The following is a 14,927-nucleotide window of genomic DNA, read 5'->3' as shown; positions in this document are numbered from 1 at the left end:
ACAGGTCTACCCCTGCCGTCCGACAGTGGGTAGGGGGAGCGACGTCCGGGAAATCCGCTTCCTGCCCGTCCCGCACTAGACTTCTGACGCTGCGGCCGTGCTGGCCGCGCCCGGCCGTACGGCCGCTTGCTCGTCTCCGCCCGGAAGGCTCCTGCATGTCCACCCTGTCCCGCTCCGACCTGCGCAACGTCGCGATCGTCGCTCACGTCGACCACGGCAAGACCACGCTGGTCGACGCGATGCTCCGCCAGGCCGGCGCGTTCACCGCCCACCAGGCCGAGAGCGTCGCCGACCGCGTCATGGACTCCGGCGACCTCGAGCGCGAGAAGGGCATCACCATCCTCGCGAAGAACACCGCCGTGCACTACGCCGGTCCGGCCGGCGGCGGCCAGCCGATGGTCATCAACATCATCGACACCCCCGGCCACGCCGACTTCGGCGGCGAGGTCGAACGCGGCCTGTCCATGGTGGACGGCATCGTGCTGCTCGTCGACGCCTCCGAGGGCCCGCTCCCCCAGACCCGCTTCGTCCTTCGCAAGGCGCTCAACGCCGACATGCCTGTGATCCTCGTCGTCAACAAGACCGACCGTAGCGACGCCCGCATCACCGAGGTCGTCGACGAGTCCTACGAGCTCTTCATGGACCTGCTCGACGACTCGCACAGCCAGGACGCCCTCGACTTCCCCGTCGTCTACGCGTCCGGCAAGGCCGGCATCGCCTCGCTCCAGCAGCCGGAGAACGGCTCCATGCCCGAGGGCTCGGACCTCGAGCCGCTCTTCAAGACCATCCTCGAGACGATCCCGGCCCCGCAGTACGACGAGGGCGCTCCGCTCCAGGCCCACGTCACCAACCTCGACTCGTCGCCGTTCCTCGGCCGCCTCGCGCTGCTGCGCGTCCACCAGGGCACCCTGAAGAAGGGCCAGACGGTCGCGTGGATGAAGCGCGACGGAGTCACCAAGAACGTCCGCATCACCGAGCTGCTCGTCACCGAGGGCCTCGAGCGCGTGCCGGGCGAGTCCGCCGGTCCCGGTGACATCGTCGCCATCGCGGGCATCCCCGACATCACGATCGGTGAGACCCTCGCCGACGCCGAGAACCCGATCGCACTGCCGCTGATCCACGTCGACGAGCCGGCGATCTCGATGACCATCGGCACCAACACCTCACCCCTGGTCGGCAAGGTCAAGGGCGCGAAGGTGACCGCCCGCCTGGTCAAGGACCGCCTCGACGCGGAGCTCGTCGGCAACGTCTCCCTGCGCGTCCTGCCCACCGAGCGACCCGACGCCTGGGAGGTCCAGGGCCGCGGCGAGCTCGCGCTGGCGATCCTGGTCGAGCAGATGCGCCGCGAGGGCTTCGAGCTCACCGTCGGCAAGCCGCAGGTCGTCACCCGTGAGGTCAACGGCAAGGTGCACGAGCCCTTCGAGCGCCTCACGATCGACGCGCCCGAGGAGTACCTCGGCACCATCACCGAGCTCCTCGCCGCCCGCAAGGGGCGCATGGAGGGGATGACCAACCACGGCACCGGCTGGGTCCGGATGGACTTCGTCGTCCCTGCGCGTGGCCTCATCGGCTTCCGCACCGACTTCCTCACCGAGACCCGCGGCACGGGCATCGCCCACCACATCTCCGAGGGCTACCACCCGTGGGCCGGTGAGATCCGCTCGCGCAACTCGGGCTCCCTGGTCGCCGACCGCGCCGGCGTGGCGACGGCGTACGCCATGACGTCCCTGCAGGAGCGCGGCGTGCTGTTCGTCGAGCCGACCACCGAGGTCTACGAGGGCATGATCGTCGGCGAGAACTCCCGCGCCGACGACATGGACGTCAACATCACCAAGGAGAAGCAGCAGACCAACATCCGGTCCGCCACCTCCGACAACTTCGAGAAGCTGATCCCGCCGAAGCGGCTCTCGCTCGAGCAGTGCCTGGAGTTCTGCCGCGAGGACGAGTGCGTCGAGGTCACGCGCGAGACGGTCCGGATCCGCAAGGTCGTGCTGGACGCCAACGCCCGCGCCAAGACGGCCTCGCAGGCGCGCAAGGCCAACAAGGGCTGAGTCAGCCCCGCGCCGGCCGCAGCGTCGGCGCGAGCACGACCAGCCCAAGCAGTGGGAGCACGGCGAGCACGAGCAGCGCCACTGGCATGCCCAGCGGACCGCCGAGACCGGCCACCACGGCCGAGCCGACGCTGCCGCCGATGAGGAAGAGCAGCGTGGCCACACCGAGGGCGACGCCCCGGACCTCGGGCGACACGGCGTCGCCGACGACCGCGCTCAGCGCCGGCTGGCCCAGCCCGAAGGCGAAGGTGACCAGCACGATCGCCACCACGAGGATCGGCGCACTCGTGAGGTAGGCGCCGCCTGCCGCCACCAGCTGCGCTGCTGAGGCGACCAGCCCGGACAACGCCAGCGCTCGCCCGGGGCCGATCCTGACCAGCAGCGGCCCGGCGACCTGCGGGACGAAGAGCGCCACCACCGCGCTGGGCACCATGGCCAGGCCGACCTCCCACGCCTCCCACCCGTGGGCGAGGAGGACCGCAGGCAGGGCGATCAGCAGCGCGAACCACGCCGCGGGCACCGCCGCGGCCGCGACCGCGCTGCGTACGACGACGGCGTTGCGCACCACCTCGAGCGGGAGGAAGCCGTCGGGACGTCGGCGTACGGTCGCGCGCACCGCGGGCACCCCCAGCACCAGCAGGGTCGCTCCGATCGCGGCAATGAGGAGCCCGGCCGACGGGGACTGCACGAGCAGGACCATCCCGGCCGCGGTGAGGGCCACCAGGACCGCCCCGACGATGTCGAGACGCGCTCCGCTGCCGTCGGTGGACAGGGCACGCCACAGGAACGGCACCACGAGCGCGCCGAGGATCGGCAGTGCCATCACGGCGCGCCACCCCAGCGCCGACTCGACGAGGCCGCCGACGAGGGGCCCGAGGCAGCTCACCGCCGCGGCGGTGCCGGCGAGGCGACCGAAGGCGAGCCCGCGGATCTCGCCCGAGTACCTCGCCGACAGGACCGTGACTCCCAGCGTCGGGACCGCGGCCGCCCCGGCGCCCTGGATCACGCGGGCACCGAGCAGGACCTCGAAGGTGGGCGCCACCGCGGCGACCAGCGCGCCGACCGACATCAGCACCAGCCCGGCCAGGAGCGGTGCGCGTACGCCGACGAGGTCGGAGATCCGGCCGTAGAGCGCGGTGGTGACCGCGAGCATGAGCGCGTAGAGGCTGATCGTCCACGTGGCCAGCCCCTGACCGACTCCGAGGTCGGGCCCGAGCAGGGGCAGGGTCACCGCCGCGCTGGACGAGCCCATCCCGGCCAGCCCGAAGAGGAGGCCGAGCAGGAGCGAGACGCGACGAGAGTCGTCAGTGCTCTCGGGCTCGAGGCGGGGCGCAGCGGGAGAGGTCATCAAGAGACGACAACCGCACACCGAACCCGAGCATTCCTTGACCGGGCGCGCCTCCGACGTTGCTGCGTCCTGTCCCTCGAGGGAGGAGCGAGCGGGAGCCGAAGAGCGCGCGGGTCAGCTCGTGCAGGAGTTGAAGACCAGCCTGCCATTCCGTTCGAGCACCATCGCCGGACCACGGACCGTACGATTCGGGCCATGTCGTCGACACCGGTCGCAGCGCTCATCGTGGGGCTGACCCTCGCGGCCGTGCTGGTCACCAGCGGAGTCGCCAAGCTCCGTGACCGCCGCGCGACCCGCGACGCCTTCGACGCGCTCCGGGTGCCACACGTGGTGCCCGCCGACGCCGCGGCAACGGCCCTCCCATGGGCCGAGGTCGCGCTGGCGGTCCTGCTGCTCGCGGCGCCATCGGGATGGCTGTTGCCTGTGGCGCTGGCCGTGCTGGTGCTGATGCTCTCCTACACCTGGTTGGTCGCTCGGGCGCTCGGCTTCGATGAGCCGGTGTCCTGCTCGTGCTTCGGCAGCCTGGGGCGCCACGACATCGACCGGACGACCCTCGGGCGCAACGGCCTGCTGGTGGTGCTCTCCGGGCTGGTCGTCTGGTTCGCCCTGGACGGCGGGTCCGTTCCGGCGGCCCTCGGTGACCTGGACAGCGGGGACGCGTGGACGCTGGTCGCGGCCGTTGCGGCTGCGGCGGTGGCACTGCTGGTGGTGGGTGGCACGTCGGCCCCCGCGACCCGGTCGCAGGGCGACGCGGAGGTCCTCGACTACGAACGCCAGCCGATCCCGTACGGGGTCCTGAAGCTCCCCGACGACCGGTCCACCACCCTGGCCGAGCTGGCCACCATGCAGGCCCGGCTGTTGGTGGTCCTCAACCCCGGCTGCAGTCCCTGCGTCCGGACCGCGGCGAAGCTGGACGACTGGGCGGCGCAGCTGGCGCCCGCCGTGGGAGTGCTGGCCGTCTATCCCGACGAGCCCTCGGCGGCCGGCGCCGCTGCGCATGCTCGCGAGCTGGGCGCGGTGGAGCCGGAGCTCAACGTGCGCCGGGTGTTCTCCGTCAGCACGCCGGCCGCCGTCCTGATCGGGGTCGACGGGCTCATGGCCGGAGGTCCCGTCGTCGGTGAGGACGCCGTGGCCGAGTTCGTGGAGGACGTGCTGGTTCAGCTCACGGCCGACTAGCAGGACGCTGATGTCCATCAGCATCACGACAGCTCGGCAGTGAAGTCAGGTGGCCTGTCTCAGGACGTGGTCCATGGGGTCAGGCTCGTCCATCAACAGCGTGACGATCGAGTCATCGGTCGAGCGCTGGTGCTGCGACCAGAGCAGATCCAGACCCGCCGCGGCGAACCTGCCCTCCGGGTCGTCTCCCATGTAGGCACGACCACCTTGTCCCGCGAGGTAGGCCGTGCCGCCGACCATCCGCACCTGTTCGATGAGCCGCTCAGTCCCCGCCTCGACAGGTGGCTCGGTCACGACCAGCGGGGTCGAGATGTCGAGCATGTCGCGGACGATCTCGATCATCGAGATGTTGACCTCGTGCAGCAATCGTCCCTCGCTGGCCAGGATCCGCTCGAAGAGCTCGCTGCCGCGGGACTCGAGGAAGGGCGCGCCGGCGTACCTGCCCTTGATGACGTCGACGATGCGCTGCTGCCAGCCATCGGCAACCTCGACCGTGTTGATCGGCACCATCGACGGCTTGCCGACGAGCTGGTGGGAGCACCAGGCGCCGCGCATGGTGACCCGGCGCTGGTAGCCGTGCTTCTGGAACTGGTCGTGCACCGAGAGGACGAAGGCGTCACAGGTGGCCATCTTGAACCAGAACCCCGAGTAGGGCAGGAGGTCCGGCTGATGGATCGTGACCTTCACCGACGCACCTGGCGTACGAGGGCGTACTGCTCGGCGAACTCGACCTTGCGCATGTGGCCGACCGTGGCGGCGATCTCCTTGATGCTGTTCATCGGGTGCGCCCCGCCGGGATTCTCCGAGACGTAGGCCGCGCAGGCTTCGGCCTTGAGGTCCGCCTGCTCCTCGGTGAGCGCCTCGAAGACGTTCCAGCGGAGGTCGGAGGGGTAGAGGTTCACGTCGTAGACGGCGATGTCGTAGACCAACACCGAGTTCGGAACCCAGTGGTCGGGAGACATGGACAGTCGCGCCGAGCGCATACCCGCCTCGTAGACGCCGATGTGGTCCTGGTGGAGCGAGGGGAAGGGGAGGTAGATCTCGTCTGGGCGTACGTCCCTCATCACGTCGTCGAGCCGTGCCACGAGATCCGACATGTAGTGCTGGGTGGTCCCGTCCTCGAAGTCCAGGCACCGGGAGTCGGCGACGCCGAGCACCTCCATGGCACGTGTGTGCTCACCTCGACGGGTGTCCCCGCTCTGGGTCACGACGACGACGGTGGAGTCCGCGGCGTGCTTCGCGAGCAGCCCGCCGCAGCCCAGGGACTCGTCGTCCATGTGGGGGGCGATCACAAGGCGGCGCATCGGGCTCCTTCCGGGTGCATGAACATCAAGCGCACTCTAGTCACCGGACGCCCGGGCGGGCCGCTCCCCATCGCCCTAGCACAACGACCGGCAGCAACTAGGCTCTGGTCGTGGCCCCGAGCGACGACAACCAGCGGATCTACGAAGACACAGGTGTCATCGACATCTACCGCACGATCGCCCCACCCCAGCAGGCCGAGCGCAACATGTTCGAGCCGCTGAGCGACGAGCTTCGGACCGGCCGACTGCTCGACATCGGCATCGGAGCCGGGCGGACCACGGCCTACCTCGCTCCGAAGGTGGGCCACTACGTGGGAGTCGACTACTCCCACGGGCTCGTCCGCGCGGCCGCCCAGCTCTATCCAGACTCGGACATCCGCTGGTGCGACGCCCGCGACATGTCGCAGTTCGAGGACGCGAGCTTCGACTTCGTCAACTTCAGCTTCAACGGCCTCGACTCGCTCGACCACGACGGCCGCCGCCAGGTCCTTGCCGAGGTGCATCGAGTCCTCCGGCCCGGTGGCCACTGGATGTTCTCCAGCCACAACCGTGACTACGTGCGACGCGGCATGCTGCCGTGGCAGGGCCGCTTCAAGCCTGGCCGGGTCATGCTCAGGAAGAGCGCTGAAGCTCTGCGGCACCACAGGAACTGGCGGCACCTCCGCAAGGAGCAGGTCGAGACCCCGGAGTACGCGCTCGTCAACGACGAGGCGCACCACTACTCACTGCTCCACTACTACATCTCCCCCACGGTCCAGGTCGCCCAGCTCGAAGCTGCCGGGTTCACCGACGTGCGCGTCTACGACCAATGGGGGACGGAGACCGCCGAACCGTCACCCGCCTCGATATGGATGTACTACGACTCCCGTCGAGCCTGACTGGTCCAGACGTCGTGGGAGAGTGACCGCCGCCGACGCCAGTCCGTCACCGGTTGGACATCCCTCCCGAGCACACGCCGCAGGCCGTCTGTCGCGAGATTGATGTACGCCGCAACAGCGACGGCGACCTTGAGGCGGCCCTGCCACCCCCACTTGTCGGCGTAGCGGAGCCAGGACTCCAGCGCCCACCGCTCCCGCTTGGCTTGGTCCGACGACCCGAACCCGACGTGCTCGACGCGTACATGCCCAACGTAGACAGCGGGGACGCCGCGATCCCGCAAACGTCGCTGGAGGTCGACCTCCTCGAGGTACATGTGGAACCGCTCGTCGAACCCGCCGACCGAACGGAAGGTCTCGGCGGGGAGCAGCATTGCGGCGCCAGACACCCAGTCGACCACATGAGTGCTAGCAGGATTGGATGGTAGGTCCTCGCCGATCAGGCGCGAGGCCCATCGAGAGGCTCGTCTGACGGCCACCAGATTGGTCCCCTGCGCCAGCACGGTGCTGGGGCCGGGGAAGCGGAAGGTGGTGGCGCCGATGTGCCCGTACGTCACGACTTGGGGGGCCACTACGGCCGGGAGCCAGGGCGTCGCCGCCTCCAGCCAGCTCTCGAGAAGGTCGTTCCCGACGATCAGGTCGCTGTTGAGAATGGCGACGAGATCAGTCTCCACGACTGCCATGCCGTTGTTCACGGCTGCTCCGAACCCGCCGTTGACCTTCCTACGAATCACGGTGGCGCCCTCAACCTCACCAAGCGGTACGGGAGACGCGTCATCGACGACGACGACGCTCCCACCGAGTTGTCGGACCTGCTCACGGATGCTGGACACCAGATTCTTGGTGGGCAAGGGGTCTCCGTAGTGTGGGATCACTACCGAGACAGTCTGAGTCAGCACCAATTCATGATGACGTACGCCCGCGTCGCTGTCTGATCGACTACCGAGCACGACCGCGACGTCACCGATTTGTATGCCCTCCTCGCGCCCAGCGTGGGTAGGCTCGCCGCCATGGTCGAACTGGACGTCGCAATCGTGTCCGGATGCAACCGGCTCCGATACGCATCGGACGTGGGACACCAGCTCTACGCCCGACGCCACGGACTCGCCCAGCACCTCGAGCCGGCGCCGTTCGAGGGCGCTGACGGCTATTGGCACAAGGTCCGCCGCGGTGGCTCCACACTTGACGCCCACGACTGGGTGGTCTGGTTCGATGACGACGCTTTCATCGACCACCAGTCAGGCTGCTGACCTGACCAACGGCCTGGCAGGTCTACCTATCATGGTCTCATGGCCCTCACCCAGCTCGCGCGGGAAGCCAAGCATGCCGCCTGGCTCCGCAGAAAGCGCGTGACGGACCTGCTGACCGAGGTCCGATGGGGTACACAGGACCGGATGCTGACTGCGTGGAGCCGGATCTCGCCCCCGCAGTACTCCAATGGCGACTATCTCGACTCGTTCGTCAGCCGGACGCCGAAGTCGCTAGAGGAGGTCCCGGCCTCGGTGCTGCCCCGGCGCGTGTTCTGCCTGTGGACGGGGGACAACGGGCTCACGCCCAACCGTTCGGCAGCGCTGGCTCAACTGCGGACGGACAATCCCGCTGTCGAGGTGGTCCTGGTGACCGCCGACAACCTCGTCGACTGGGTCGTGCCGGACAGCCCTCTGCCTCCGGCATACGCAGACCTGTCCCTCGTGCATCGGTCGGACTACCTCAGGTGCTACCTCATGCACCATCATGGCGGTGGGTATGCCGACATCAAGCGCGACTACGGCGACTTGGCCTCCTGCTTCGACCGCCTCGACGCAAATCCTGACAAGTGGGTCCTGGGCTACCCGGAGGTCAGCGCGCGTGACGTCTCGGACGAGGCGGGCAGCATCTACCGCAGTCTCCAGCGCCACCACCGACGGCTGCCCGCCAACGGCGCCTTCATCGCCCGGCCAGGAACGCCACTGACTGCCGAGTGGTTCGCGGAGGTCTCGCGACGTCTTGACCGGTTCGCCCAACGTCTCGCCGCCACGCCGGGGAACGTCCTCGGGGACAACAACGGGTATCCCGTTCCTTGGGGTGCCCTGCAGGGCGCCACGTTCCAGCCGATGTGCTTCAAGTACGCGGACCGGATCCTGGTCGACGAGCGACTGCGACCTTCCCTCGAGAACTACCGATAGGCAATCACGTGTCTCGCCACGCGTATTTGGTTTTGGCCCACGACGATCCGTACGTCCTCGTCAAACTGCTGCAGCTGCTGGACGACCGGCGCAACACCGTCTTCGTGCACCTAGACAAGAGGTTCACCCAGACCGACCCGAGTCGCTTGGCACCTGTGTGCACACGTTCCGAGATGGTGTTCGTGCCGCGACGAAAAGTCTTCTGGGGGGACTTCTCCCAGGTCGACGCGGCGCTCCGACTCTTCCGAGCAGCAGCCCCTGGCCGTTACGACTACTACCACCTCGTGTCGGGCGCCGACCTGCCGCTTAAGACACAGGACGAGATCCATGACTTCTTCAGCCGTCACGCGGGCCGGGAGTTCATCGGGTACGCCGAGCGCTTCGACCCCCGCTGGGCGACCGAGCTCCACTTCTTCAACCGCTACATGCGGCCCACCAACCGCGTGGAACGCGCCATTCGCAGTCGAGGCACCGACAACGTCATCCGATTGCAGCGCCGCTTGGGCTACGACCACGCGCGCCGGTTCGGACTCGAGCTGCGCAAGGGCAGTGACTGGTTCTCGATCACTCACCTCATGGCGCTGCACCTCCTTGACAACGAGAAGCTGATCCGACGGCTCCTTCGGTTCGGCCATGCGCCGTCCGAGCTCTACGTCCAGACGCTCGCCTGGAACTCTGAGTTTCGGGCTCGACTGTTCGATCCGCACGACGAGTACGCAGGCAGCGCCCGCCTCATCGACTGGGACCGGGGCGGGCCGTATGTCTTCACCGAAAAGGACTTCGGTGAGCTCCTGGACTCCGATCGCATGTTCGCGCGGAAGTTCATGTCTTCAGTTGACCGGGCGGTGGTCGACCGCCTCGTCGAGCACCTGAGCTGAACTCGGCCCGATCACCCGGTCCTCAGTAGAGATGCTCACCCATGTGCGTCGCAACCGAGTCGTCGACACGGATCCGGGCGGTCGCGGTTGGGCCAGTGTCGAGTCAATGCTGGCGTGTTGGCACGGTGGACCGACGCTGACTTCGTCCTGCTGCAGACCAGACCCACGTCAGACCGGGCGCGCCGTGCGCTGGCGCCACTGTCTCGGCGCTCATCGTCCGGGACCTGCGTGGTCGTGGCACGTCAGCCAGCCCTTGGGCTCCTTGGTGACTTCCCGCCGTCGTCGCCGGCGGCGACCGGGACGTGCTCGATCGACCCGCGCTGCCGCGACGAGCGCCCGGTCGATCTGCTGCGGTAGGCAGGCAGCCGGATGAGTAGGCAGACGCCGAGGTCACGGCGGCCGACGTGTCGCGGATAGGTCTGACGTTCATCCGGGGCCACCAACTGCTGCCTGAAGCCGCACCACCCAGGCCTCTCTGATGACAGCCATGCGTGGTGCCAAGGCCACAGGATCGTTCACCAACCTGGTCAACCGTCTACACGCACCTACCCGGGACTACGGCAAGGGACGGTGGACGGTCGCACTTGCATCGGGCGCCACTGTCGCTGGCGTCCCGCCCGGTTGCGAGGCCGGCCGGGGACTGCTGTGGGACGAAGGCCTCGTGGTGCAGCCGGAACCGGACGACGGGAGGATCTCGAGCAGATCGCCGCACGCACGTAGTCCCCGGACCATGAGCGCTCGACCGCCCTCGACGTCGAGCTTGAGCTTTGGGAGGACACCCTCTAGGACATTAGTCCCTCTAGGCTCACTGCCATGACGCCAACGTCTCCGCCTGGTCGCGTCTCCATCGTCATCCCGTGCTTCAACGACGGCGCTTACGTGGGTGAGGCCGTCGAGAGCGCGCTGGCCCAGACCCAGCCCGCCGTCGAGATCATCGTCGTCGACGACGGATCGACCGACGCAACCACGCGCACCGTCCTCGAGGCACTGCAGAGCGACGCGGTGCAGGTCCACCGACAGGGCAACCGGGGGCTCTCCGCGGCGCGCAACGCCGGAATCGCCCTTGCCACCGGCGATTACGTGCTACCGCTGGACTCCGACGACCGCATCAGCCCGGACTACGTCCAACTGGCGACCGCGGTGCTCGACGCTCGCCCGCGGGTGGGGATCGTGGGTGGTGGGATCGAGTTCTTCGGGCTCACGACTGGCCGCGCGCGACCGACGTACGACGGCATCGCCAGCATGCTCTTCGAGAACCGGTTGTACGCCTGCTCGGTCACCCGTCGCGCCGACTGGGAGGCGGTCGGAGGCTACCCGGAGCATGTGCGGTTCGCCGAGGACTGGATCTACTGGCTACGCATCCTGGGACTTGGCCGGGACGTCCACATCCTGGACGAGACGGTTTGGTTCTATCGGCAGCGACCCGGTCAGATGACCCGAGACATGGGGTGGAGGACTGCCACGACCGCCATCGTGAACGCGATGCGGGACCAGCCCGACCTGTACGCAGCACATATGGACGTCGTGACCGAATATGTCGATCTCAAGTTGTCCACCCTCGACACCTTTCGGCACCGATTCGGCCGACTGAACGATTTCGCTTCTTGGGCGCAGACCTCGCTCCGGCGGTGGCGACGTTGAGCAGGGTGAGCATCGTCATCCCGTGCTTCAACGACGGGGCTCACTTGGGCGAGGCCGTCGCCAGCGCTTTCGCCCAGGACCACGACGACTACGAAGTCATCGTGGCGGACGACGGTTCCGTGGATACCGTCACCCTCGAGGCGCTCGACGAGGCGAAGCAGCATGGGGCCCGCGTGCTCCGTTGCCAGCATGCAGGTGTGTCGAGCGCTCGTAATGCCGCTATCGGCGCGGCCACGGGCGAGTACATTCTTCCTCTTGACGCCGACGATCGGCTGGCGACGACGTACGTTCGCCAGGCGAGCAGTGTCCTCGACACGGACCCCGATGTCGGAATCGTCGGAGCCGGCACGGAGTTCTTCGGTTCCGGCACCGGAGAGATGCACCCGGCCCCCCCTGCCCCCGCCGCGTGGCTCGTGGCGAATCAGCTCCCTGTGTCAGCCATGTTCAGACGAGACGACTGGGTTCGGTGCGGTGGCTACGACGAGGACCTTCGATGGGGCGAGGACTGGCACCTCTGGGTCAAGATCGTCGCCCTGGGACGCACTGTCAGGCTGCTGTCGACCGTCGGGTTGTACTACCGCCGCAGACCAGGTCAGGTCACGGAGAACGTCCCATGGGATGTCCAGGAGTCCACACGTGCGCGAATCCTCCAAGCCGGATTGCCGATCATCAATCGCTTTCCGAACGACGCCAGCCGGATCCTCGCCGCTCAGCTGAACCAGCTCCAGGCTGTCCGCCAGCGACCGAGCGAGCGACTGCGTACAGCGGCCCTGCGCGTGCTGGGCAGGTGATCGACTACTTGTAGTCGTGCAGCTGGGGCACGAGCCGCGGGTCCTGCCTGAGGTGCTCGTGGAAGCGAAGGCACAGTGGATGAAAGATCTCGCCCAGCAGACCGTAGAAGGGCACGGGGTAGCCGGGCGGTCCTGACGACACCTCTCCGGGAGCACGGGCGATGTCGTCGCGCCACAGATCCAATCTCCGCTCGGCCTCGCTCAGCCACGCCCTCGTCAGTGGCGTCCTGGGCCGAGCGATGTAGGCGCCGTTGCCCAGCAGGCGCGCGTAGTGGACCTGGAGCTGGCGGTGCAGGCGCTTCGGGGCCGGTGCCACTACGCGGTAGCTCACCTCCGGGTAGCCGAGCATCCACGCCTCCGGGTCCCCCTCGAGCGCTTTGAACGGCCCGGCCCACGATGCGCGGGCTGCCTTGACGTCGGAGTATCCGCCTCCGTGATGGTGCATCAAGTAGGTGCGCAGGTAGTCCGATCGGTGGATCAGTGCCAGGTCTTCGTAGGCCGGGTGCAAGGGGTGATCCGGAACAACCCAATCGGCTAGCGTCCGAGGGGTGACGAGCACGACCTCCACCTCGGGCTCGTTGAGGCGTCGGATCTCGCCCATAGCCCTGACCCGGTTGGGTGACATCGGGTTGACGCCCGTCCACAGGCAGAAGATCCGGCGTGGCGCGGGCTCGACGGGGAGGTCGTGGACCAGCTCGGACCGCGGAGGCCTGGCTACGGTGTAGAACCGTAATCCGGCGTCGATGGCCGGGGCGACACCTGGCTCGATCGCCGACCAGGCCGCTCTCCTTGCCAACCACGCGGCGTGCTTCGTCGAACGCAGGTGATTCACCACTCGGTCCGACCTCACGACATCATCCTCCTAGACTGTCGCAACTGCCCACCACTCGTGAAGGTGATCTGTTGCTTGACCTCGTGCGACGAGCTCTCCGCCTGTTCGACCAGCGGACGAGGAGACGCTTCTCGCTGGCTATAGGCGGTTCCATTCTCATCTCCGTCACCGAAGTGCTCGCCACGCTCCTGGTGATTCCCTTGATGCAGCTGATCACACAGATTCCTTCCGGCACGCTCGATCGCTTGCGCGACGTCCTCGGCAACCCGGGTGACGATGCTCTCGCGATCATCCTCGCCACAGCGGTCGGCTTGGGGTTCCTCGGCAAGAGCGTGCTTGCCCTCGCCATCCGTTGGTGGACGATCGGATTCGTCAGCAGGCGCATGGTCGACGCCTCAGCCGACCTGATGCGCTACTACCTGCATGCGCCGTACAGCCTCCATGTGCAGCGGGGGTCGGCCGATCTGCTGCGTCGCGTCAATGAATCAGTCAGCAACGTCTTCGGACTCATCCTCGTACCGGCCGTCGCCATCGTGACCGACGCGGTAACCGTGGCCGGAATGACGTTGGCCCTGCTCCTGACCGCGCCAGCGCCGACCGTGCTGGCTGTGCTCATCTTCGGGTTGGGCGGCTTCCTGACTCAGCGCTACACCAAACGGGCCACCATGCGGGCGAGCTGGGCGATCACGGACGCCAGTCTCGTCGCCATGCGATATGCCCTCCAGAGCTTCGGCGGCATCAAGGAAATCAAGCTCCGCAATGAGCAAGACGTCTTCGTCGAGGGGTACGCCGCCGCCAAGATGGACTCTGCGATGCAGAACAGGATCATCACCTTTCTCTCCGACTTCCCCAAGTACGCCGCCGAGAGCCTGTTCGTGATCGGCATCGGCGCGATGACCGCTGTGCTCTTCAGCCAGCAGTCATCGGGCGACGCTCTCGGCATCCTCGCGCTTTTCGCCGTGGCGGGTTTCCGCGTCATGCCAGGAACAGTTCGTTTGGTGGCGTCGATGAACACCGTCCGGTCTGGTGAGCCCTCGCTGGACCTCATCGAGGGCGACCTGCAGGCAATGCGCTCGGCACCGCCGCCGCGAGCCGTGCGCAGCGACCCCATGCCGCTGCGAGATGAGCTCCGCATCGAGTCAGTCAGCTTTCGCTACGACGGCGCCGCCACCGATGTGCTGTCTGACTGCAGCCTGCGCGTGCCGGCCGGGTCCTCGCTCGCCCTGGTCGGCGGTAGCGGGGCCGGCAAGTCGACGCTCGTCGACCTCCTCCTCGGTCTCCAGACGCCGACGGCCGGCCGCATCACGGCCGACGGGGAGGACACAGTGGCACGGCGGGCCGCATGGCAAGCGGGACTCGCCGTCGTCCCTCAGGACGTCTTCCTCCTCGACGGTTCACTGCGCGACAACATCTCATTCTCGCCGGAAGGCGGGGAAGTCGACGATGACCAGATGCGCCGCGTCGTGAAGCACGCGCAGCTGGACGAGTTGGTCGCCGAGTTGCCCGACGGGTTGGACACTCACGTCGGCGAGAGGGGCACCCGGCTGTCCGGGGGCCAGCGACAGCGGGTCGGGATCGCTCGTGCCCTCTTTCGGAACCCACAGATGCTCGTCCTGGACGAGGCCACCTCTGCCCTCGACAACGAGACCGAGCACCGCATCAGCGCGACCGTACGCGAGCTCCACGGCGACGTGACGCTGGTGATCGTCGCACACCGTCTCTCCACCGTGCGCCACTGCGACCAGATCGCTCTCCTGTCGGCCGGTCGTGTCGCCGCGACCGGCACGTTCGAGGAGTTGAGAAACGACAACGCGGAGTTCGCCAGACTGGTTCAGCTCGGCACGCTCTGACAACACCCCCTAGGGA

14 protein-coding genes are annotated in these 14,927 nt (G+C 67.7%); 9 read left to right on the top strand and 5 right to left on the bottom strand.

Going from position 1 to position 14,927, the window contains the following annotated elements; genetic code table 11:
• Positions 1 to 155 precede the first annotated feature (155 nt).
• Positions 156 to 2,051 carry a translational GTPase TypA gene (gene typA / locus J3P44_RS01130; RefSeq protein ID WP_255888391.1) on the top strand — a complete coding sequence of 632 codons (1,896 nt, stop codon included), beginning with the start codon at positions 156 to 158 and terminating at the stop codon, positions 2,049 to 2,051.
• Position 2,052: 1 nt separating this feature from the next.
• Here the strand turns inward: typA and J3P44_RS01125 are convergent, their stop codons facing one another.
• On the bottom strand, positions 2,053 to 3,399 hold the full coding sequence (locus J3P44_RS01125; protein WP_255888390.1) for an MFS transporter: 1,347 nt from the start codon (positions 3,397 to 3,399) through the stop codon (positions 2,053 to 2,055).
• 195 nt (positions 3,400 to 3,594) lie between these two features.
• Between J3P44_RS01125 and J3P44_RS01120 the strand changes: the two genes are divergently transcribed.
• Complete coding sequence (locus tag J3P44_RS01120; protein ID WP_255888389.1) at positions 3,595 to 4,575, top strand: MauE/DoxX family redox-associated membrane protein; 981 nt, start codon at positions 3,595 to 3,597, stop codon at positions 4,573 to 4,575.
• Between the two features lie 45 nt (positions 4,576 to 4,620).
• Here J3P44_RS01120 and J3P44_RS01115 read toward each other — a convergent pair whose 3' ends face one another.
• Positions 4,621 to 5,262 (bottom strand): WbqC family protein, encoded by a 642-nt coding sequence (locus tag J3P44_RS01115; RefSeq protein ID WP_255888388.1) that lies wholly within the window; start codon positions 5,260 to 5,262, stop codon positions 4,621 to 4,623.
• On the bottom strand, positions 5,259 to 5,879 hold the full coding sequence (locus J3P44_RS01110; protein ID WP_255888387.1) for a PIG-L deacetylase family protein: 621 nt from the start codon (positions 5,877 to 5,879) through the stop codon (positions 5,259 to 5,261). Before J3P44_RS01110 ends, J3P44_RS01115 begins: the two co-directional genes overlap by 4 nt.
• A 110-nt stretch (positions 5,880 to 5,989) precedes the next feature.
• On the opposite strand from J3P44_RS01110, the gene J3P44_RS01105 reads away from it, so the two are divergent.
• Positions 5,990 to 6,757, top strand: a complete 768-nt coding sequence (locus J3P44_RS01105; RefSeq protein WP_255888386.1) for a class I SAM-dependent methyltransferase — start codon at positions 5,990 to 5,992, stop codon at positions 6,755 to 6,757.
• On the opposite strand, the gene J3P44_RS01100 is transcribed toward J3P44_RS01105, so the two are convergent.
• A complete protein-coding gene (locus J3P44_RS01100; RefSeq protein WP_255888385.1) occupies positions 6,736 to 7,653 on the bottom strand; it encodes a glycosyltransferase family 2 protein in 918 nt (305 codons plus the stop codon). The two genes, J3P44_RS01105 and J3P44_RS01100, sit on opposite strands and share 22 nt — an antisense overlap.
• A gap of 111 nt (positions 7,654 to 7,764) precedes the next feature.
• Here J3P44_RS01100 and J3P44_RS01095 point away from each other — a divergent pair, with 111 nt between their 5' ends.
• From J3P44_RS01095 to J3P44_RS01075, 5 genes are all read left to right on the top strand, one after another.
• A complete protein-coding gene (locus J3P44_RS01095; protein ID WP_255888384.1) occupies positions 7,765 to 8,004 on the top strand; it encodes a hypothetical protein in 240 nt (79 codons plus the stop codon).
• A gap of 39 nt (positions 8,005 to 8,043) precedes the next feature.
• A complete protein-coding gene (locus J3P44_RS01090; RefSeq protein WP_255888383.1) occupies positions 8,044 to 8,919 on the top strand; it encodes a glycosyltransferase family 32 protein in 876 nt (291 codons plus the stop codon).
• A gap of 8 nt (positions 8,920 to 8,927) precedes the next feature.
• Positions 8,928 to 9,797, top strand: coding sequence for a beta-1,6-N-acetylglucosaminyltransferase (locus J3P44_RS01085; RefSeq protein WP_255888382.1), 870 nt, complete (start codon positions 8,928 to 8,930; stop codon positions 9,795 to 9,797).
• Between the two features lie 813 nt (positions 9,798 to 10,610).
• On the top strand, positions 10,611 to 11,438 hold the full coding sequence (locus J3P44_RS01080; RefSeq protein ID WP_255888381.1) for a glycosyltransferase family 2 protein: 828 nt from the start codon (positions 10,611 to 10,613) through the stop codon (positions 11,436 to 11,438).
• A 5-nt stretch (positions 11,439 to 11,443) separates the two neighbouring features.
• Positions 11,444 to 12,229: a glycosyltransferase family A protein gene (locus J3P44_RS01075; RefSeq protein WP_255888380.1), complete on the top strand. Its 786-nt coding sequence runs from the start codon at positions 11,444 to 11,446 to the stop codon at positions 12,227 to 12,229.
• A 4-nt stretch (positions 12,230 to 12,233) separates the two neighbouring features.
• Here the strand turns inward: J3P44_RS01075 and J3P44_RS01070 are convergent, their stop codons facing one another.
• On the bottom strand, positions 12,234 to 13,079 hold the full coding sequence (locus J3P44_RS01070) for a glycosyltransferase family 32 protein (protein ID WP_255888379.1): 846 nt from the start codon (positions 13,077 to 13,079) through the stop codon (positions 12,234 to 12,236).
• A 53-nt stretch (positions 13,080 to 13,132) separates the two neighbouring features.
• On the opposite strand from J3P44_RS01070, the gene J3P44_RS01065 reads away from it, so the two are divergent.
• Positions 13,133 to 14,911, top strand: a complete 1,779-nt coding sequence (locus tag J3P44_RS01065) for an ABC transporter ATP-binding protein (RefSeq protein ID WP_255888378.1) — start codon at positions 13,133 to 13,135, stop codon at positions 14,909 to 14,911.
• Positions 14,912 to 14,927: the final 16 nt, after the last annotated feature.

The sequence above is a fragment of the Nocardioides astragali genome, assembly GCF_024436375.1.
Lineage (GTDB): Bacteria > Actinomycetota > Actinomycetes > Propionibacteriales > Nocardioidaceae > Nocardioides > Nocardioides astragali.
This window is presented reverse-complemented; position numbering and strand designations above follow the sequence as displayed.

Coding starts and splice junctions, on each gene's coding strand:
- J3P44_RS01095 (WP_255888384.1), top strand. CDS start 7,765: ATGGTCGAACTGGACGTCGCAATCGTGTCCGGATGCAACCGGCTCCGA.
- J3P44_RS01125 (WP_255888390.1), bottom strand. CDS start 3,399: ATGACCTCTCCCGCTGCGCCCCGCCTCGAGCCCGAGAGCACTGACGAC.
- J3P44_RS01090 (WP_255888383.1), top strand. CDS start 8,044: ATGGCCCTCACCCAGCTCGCGCGGGAAGCCAAGCATGCCGCCTGGCTC.
- J3P44_RS01120 (WP_255888389.1), top strand. CDS start 3,595: ATGTCGTCGACACCGGTCGCAGCGCTCATCGTGGGGCTGACCCTCGCG.
- typA (WP_255888391.1), top strand. CDS start 156: ATGTCCACCCTGTCCCGCTCCGACCTGCGCAACGTCGCGATCGTCGCT.
- J3P44_RS01110 (WP_255888387.1), bottom strand. CDS start 5,879: ATGCGCCGCCTTGTGATCGCCCCCCACATGGACGACGAGTCCCTGGGC.
- J3P44_RS01080 (WP_255888381.1), top strand. CDS start 10,611: ATGACGCCAACGTCTCCGCCTGGTCGCGTCTCCATCGTCATCCCGTGC.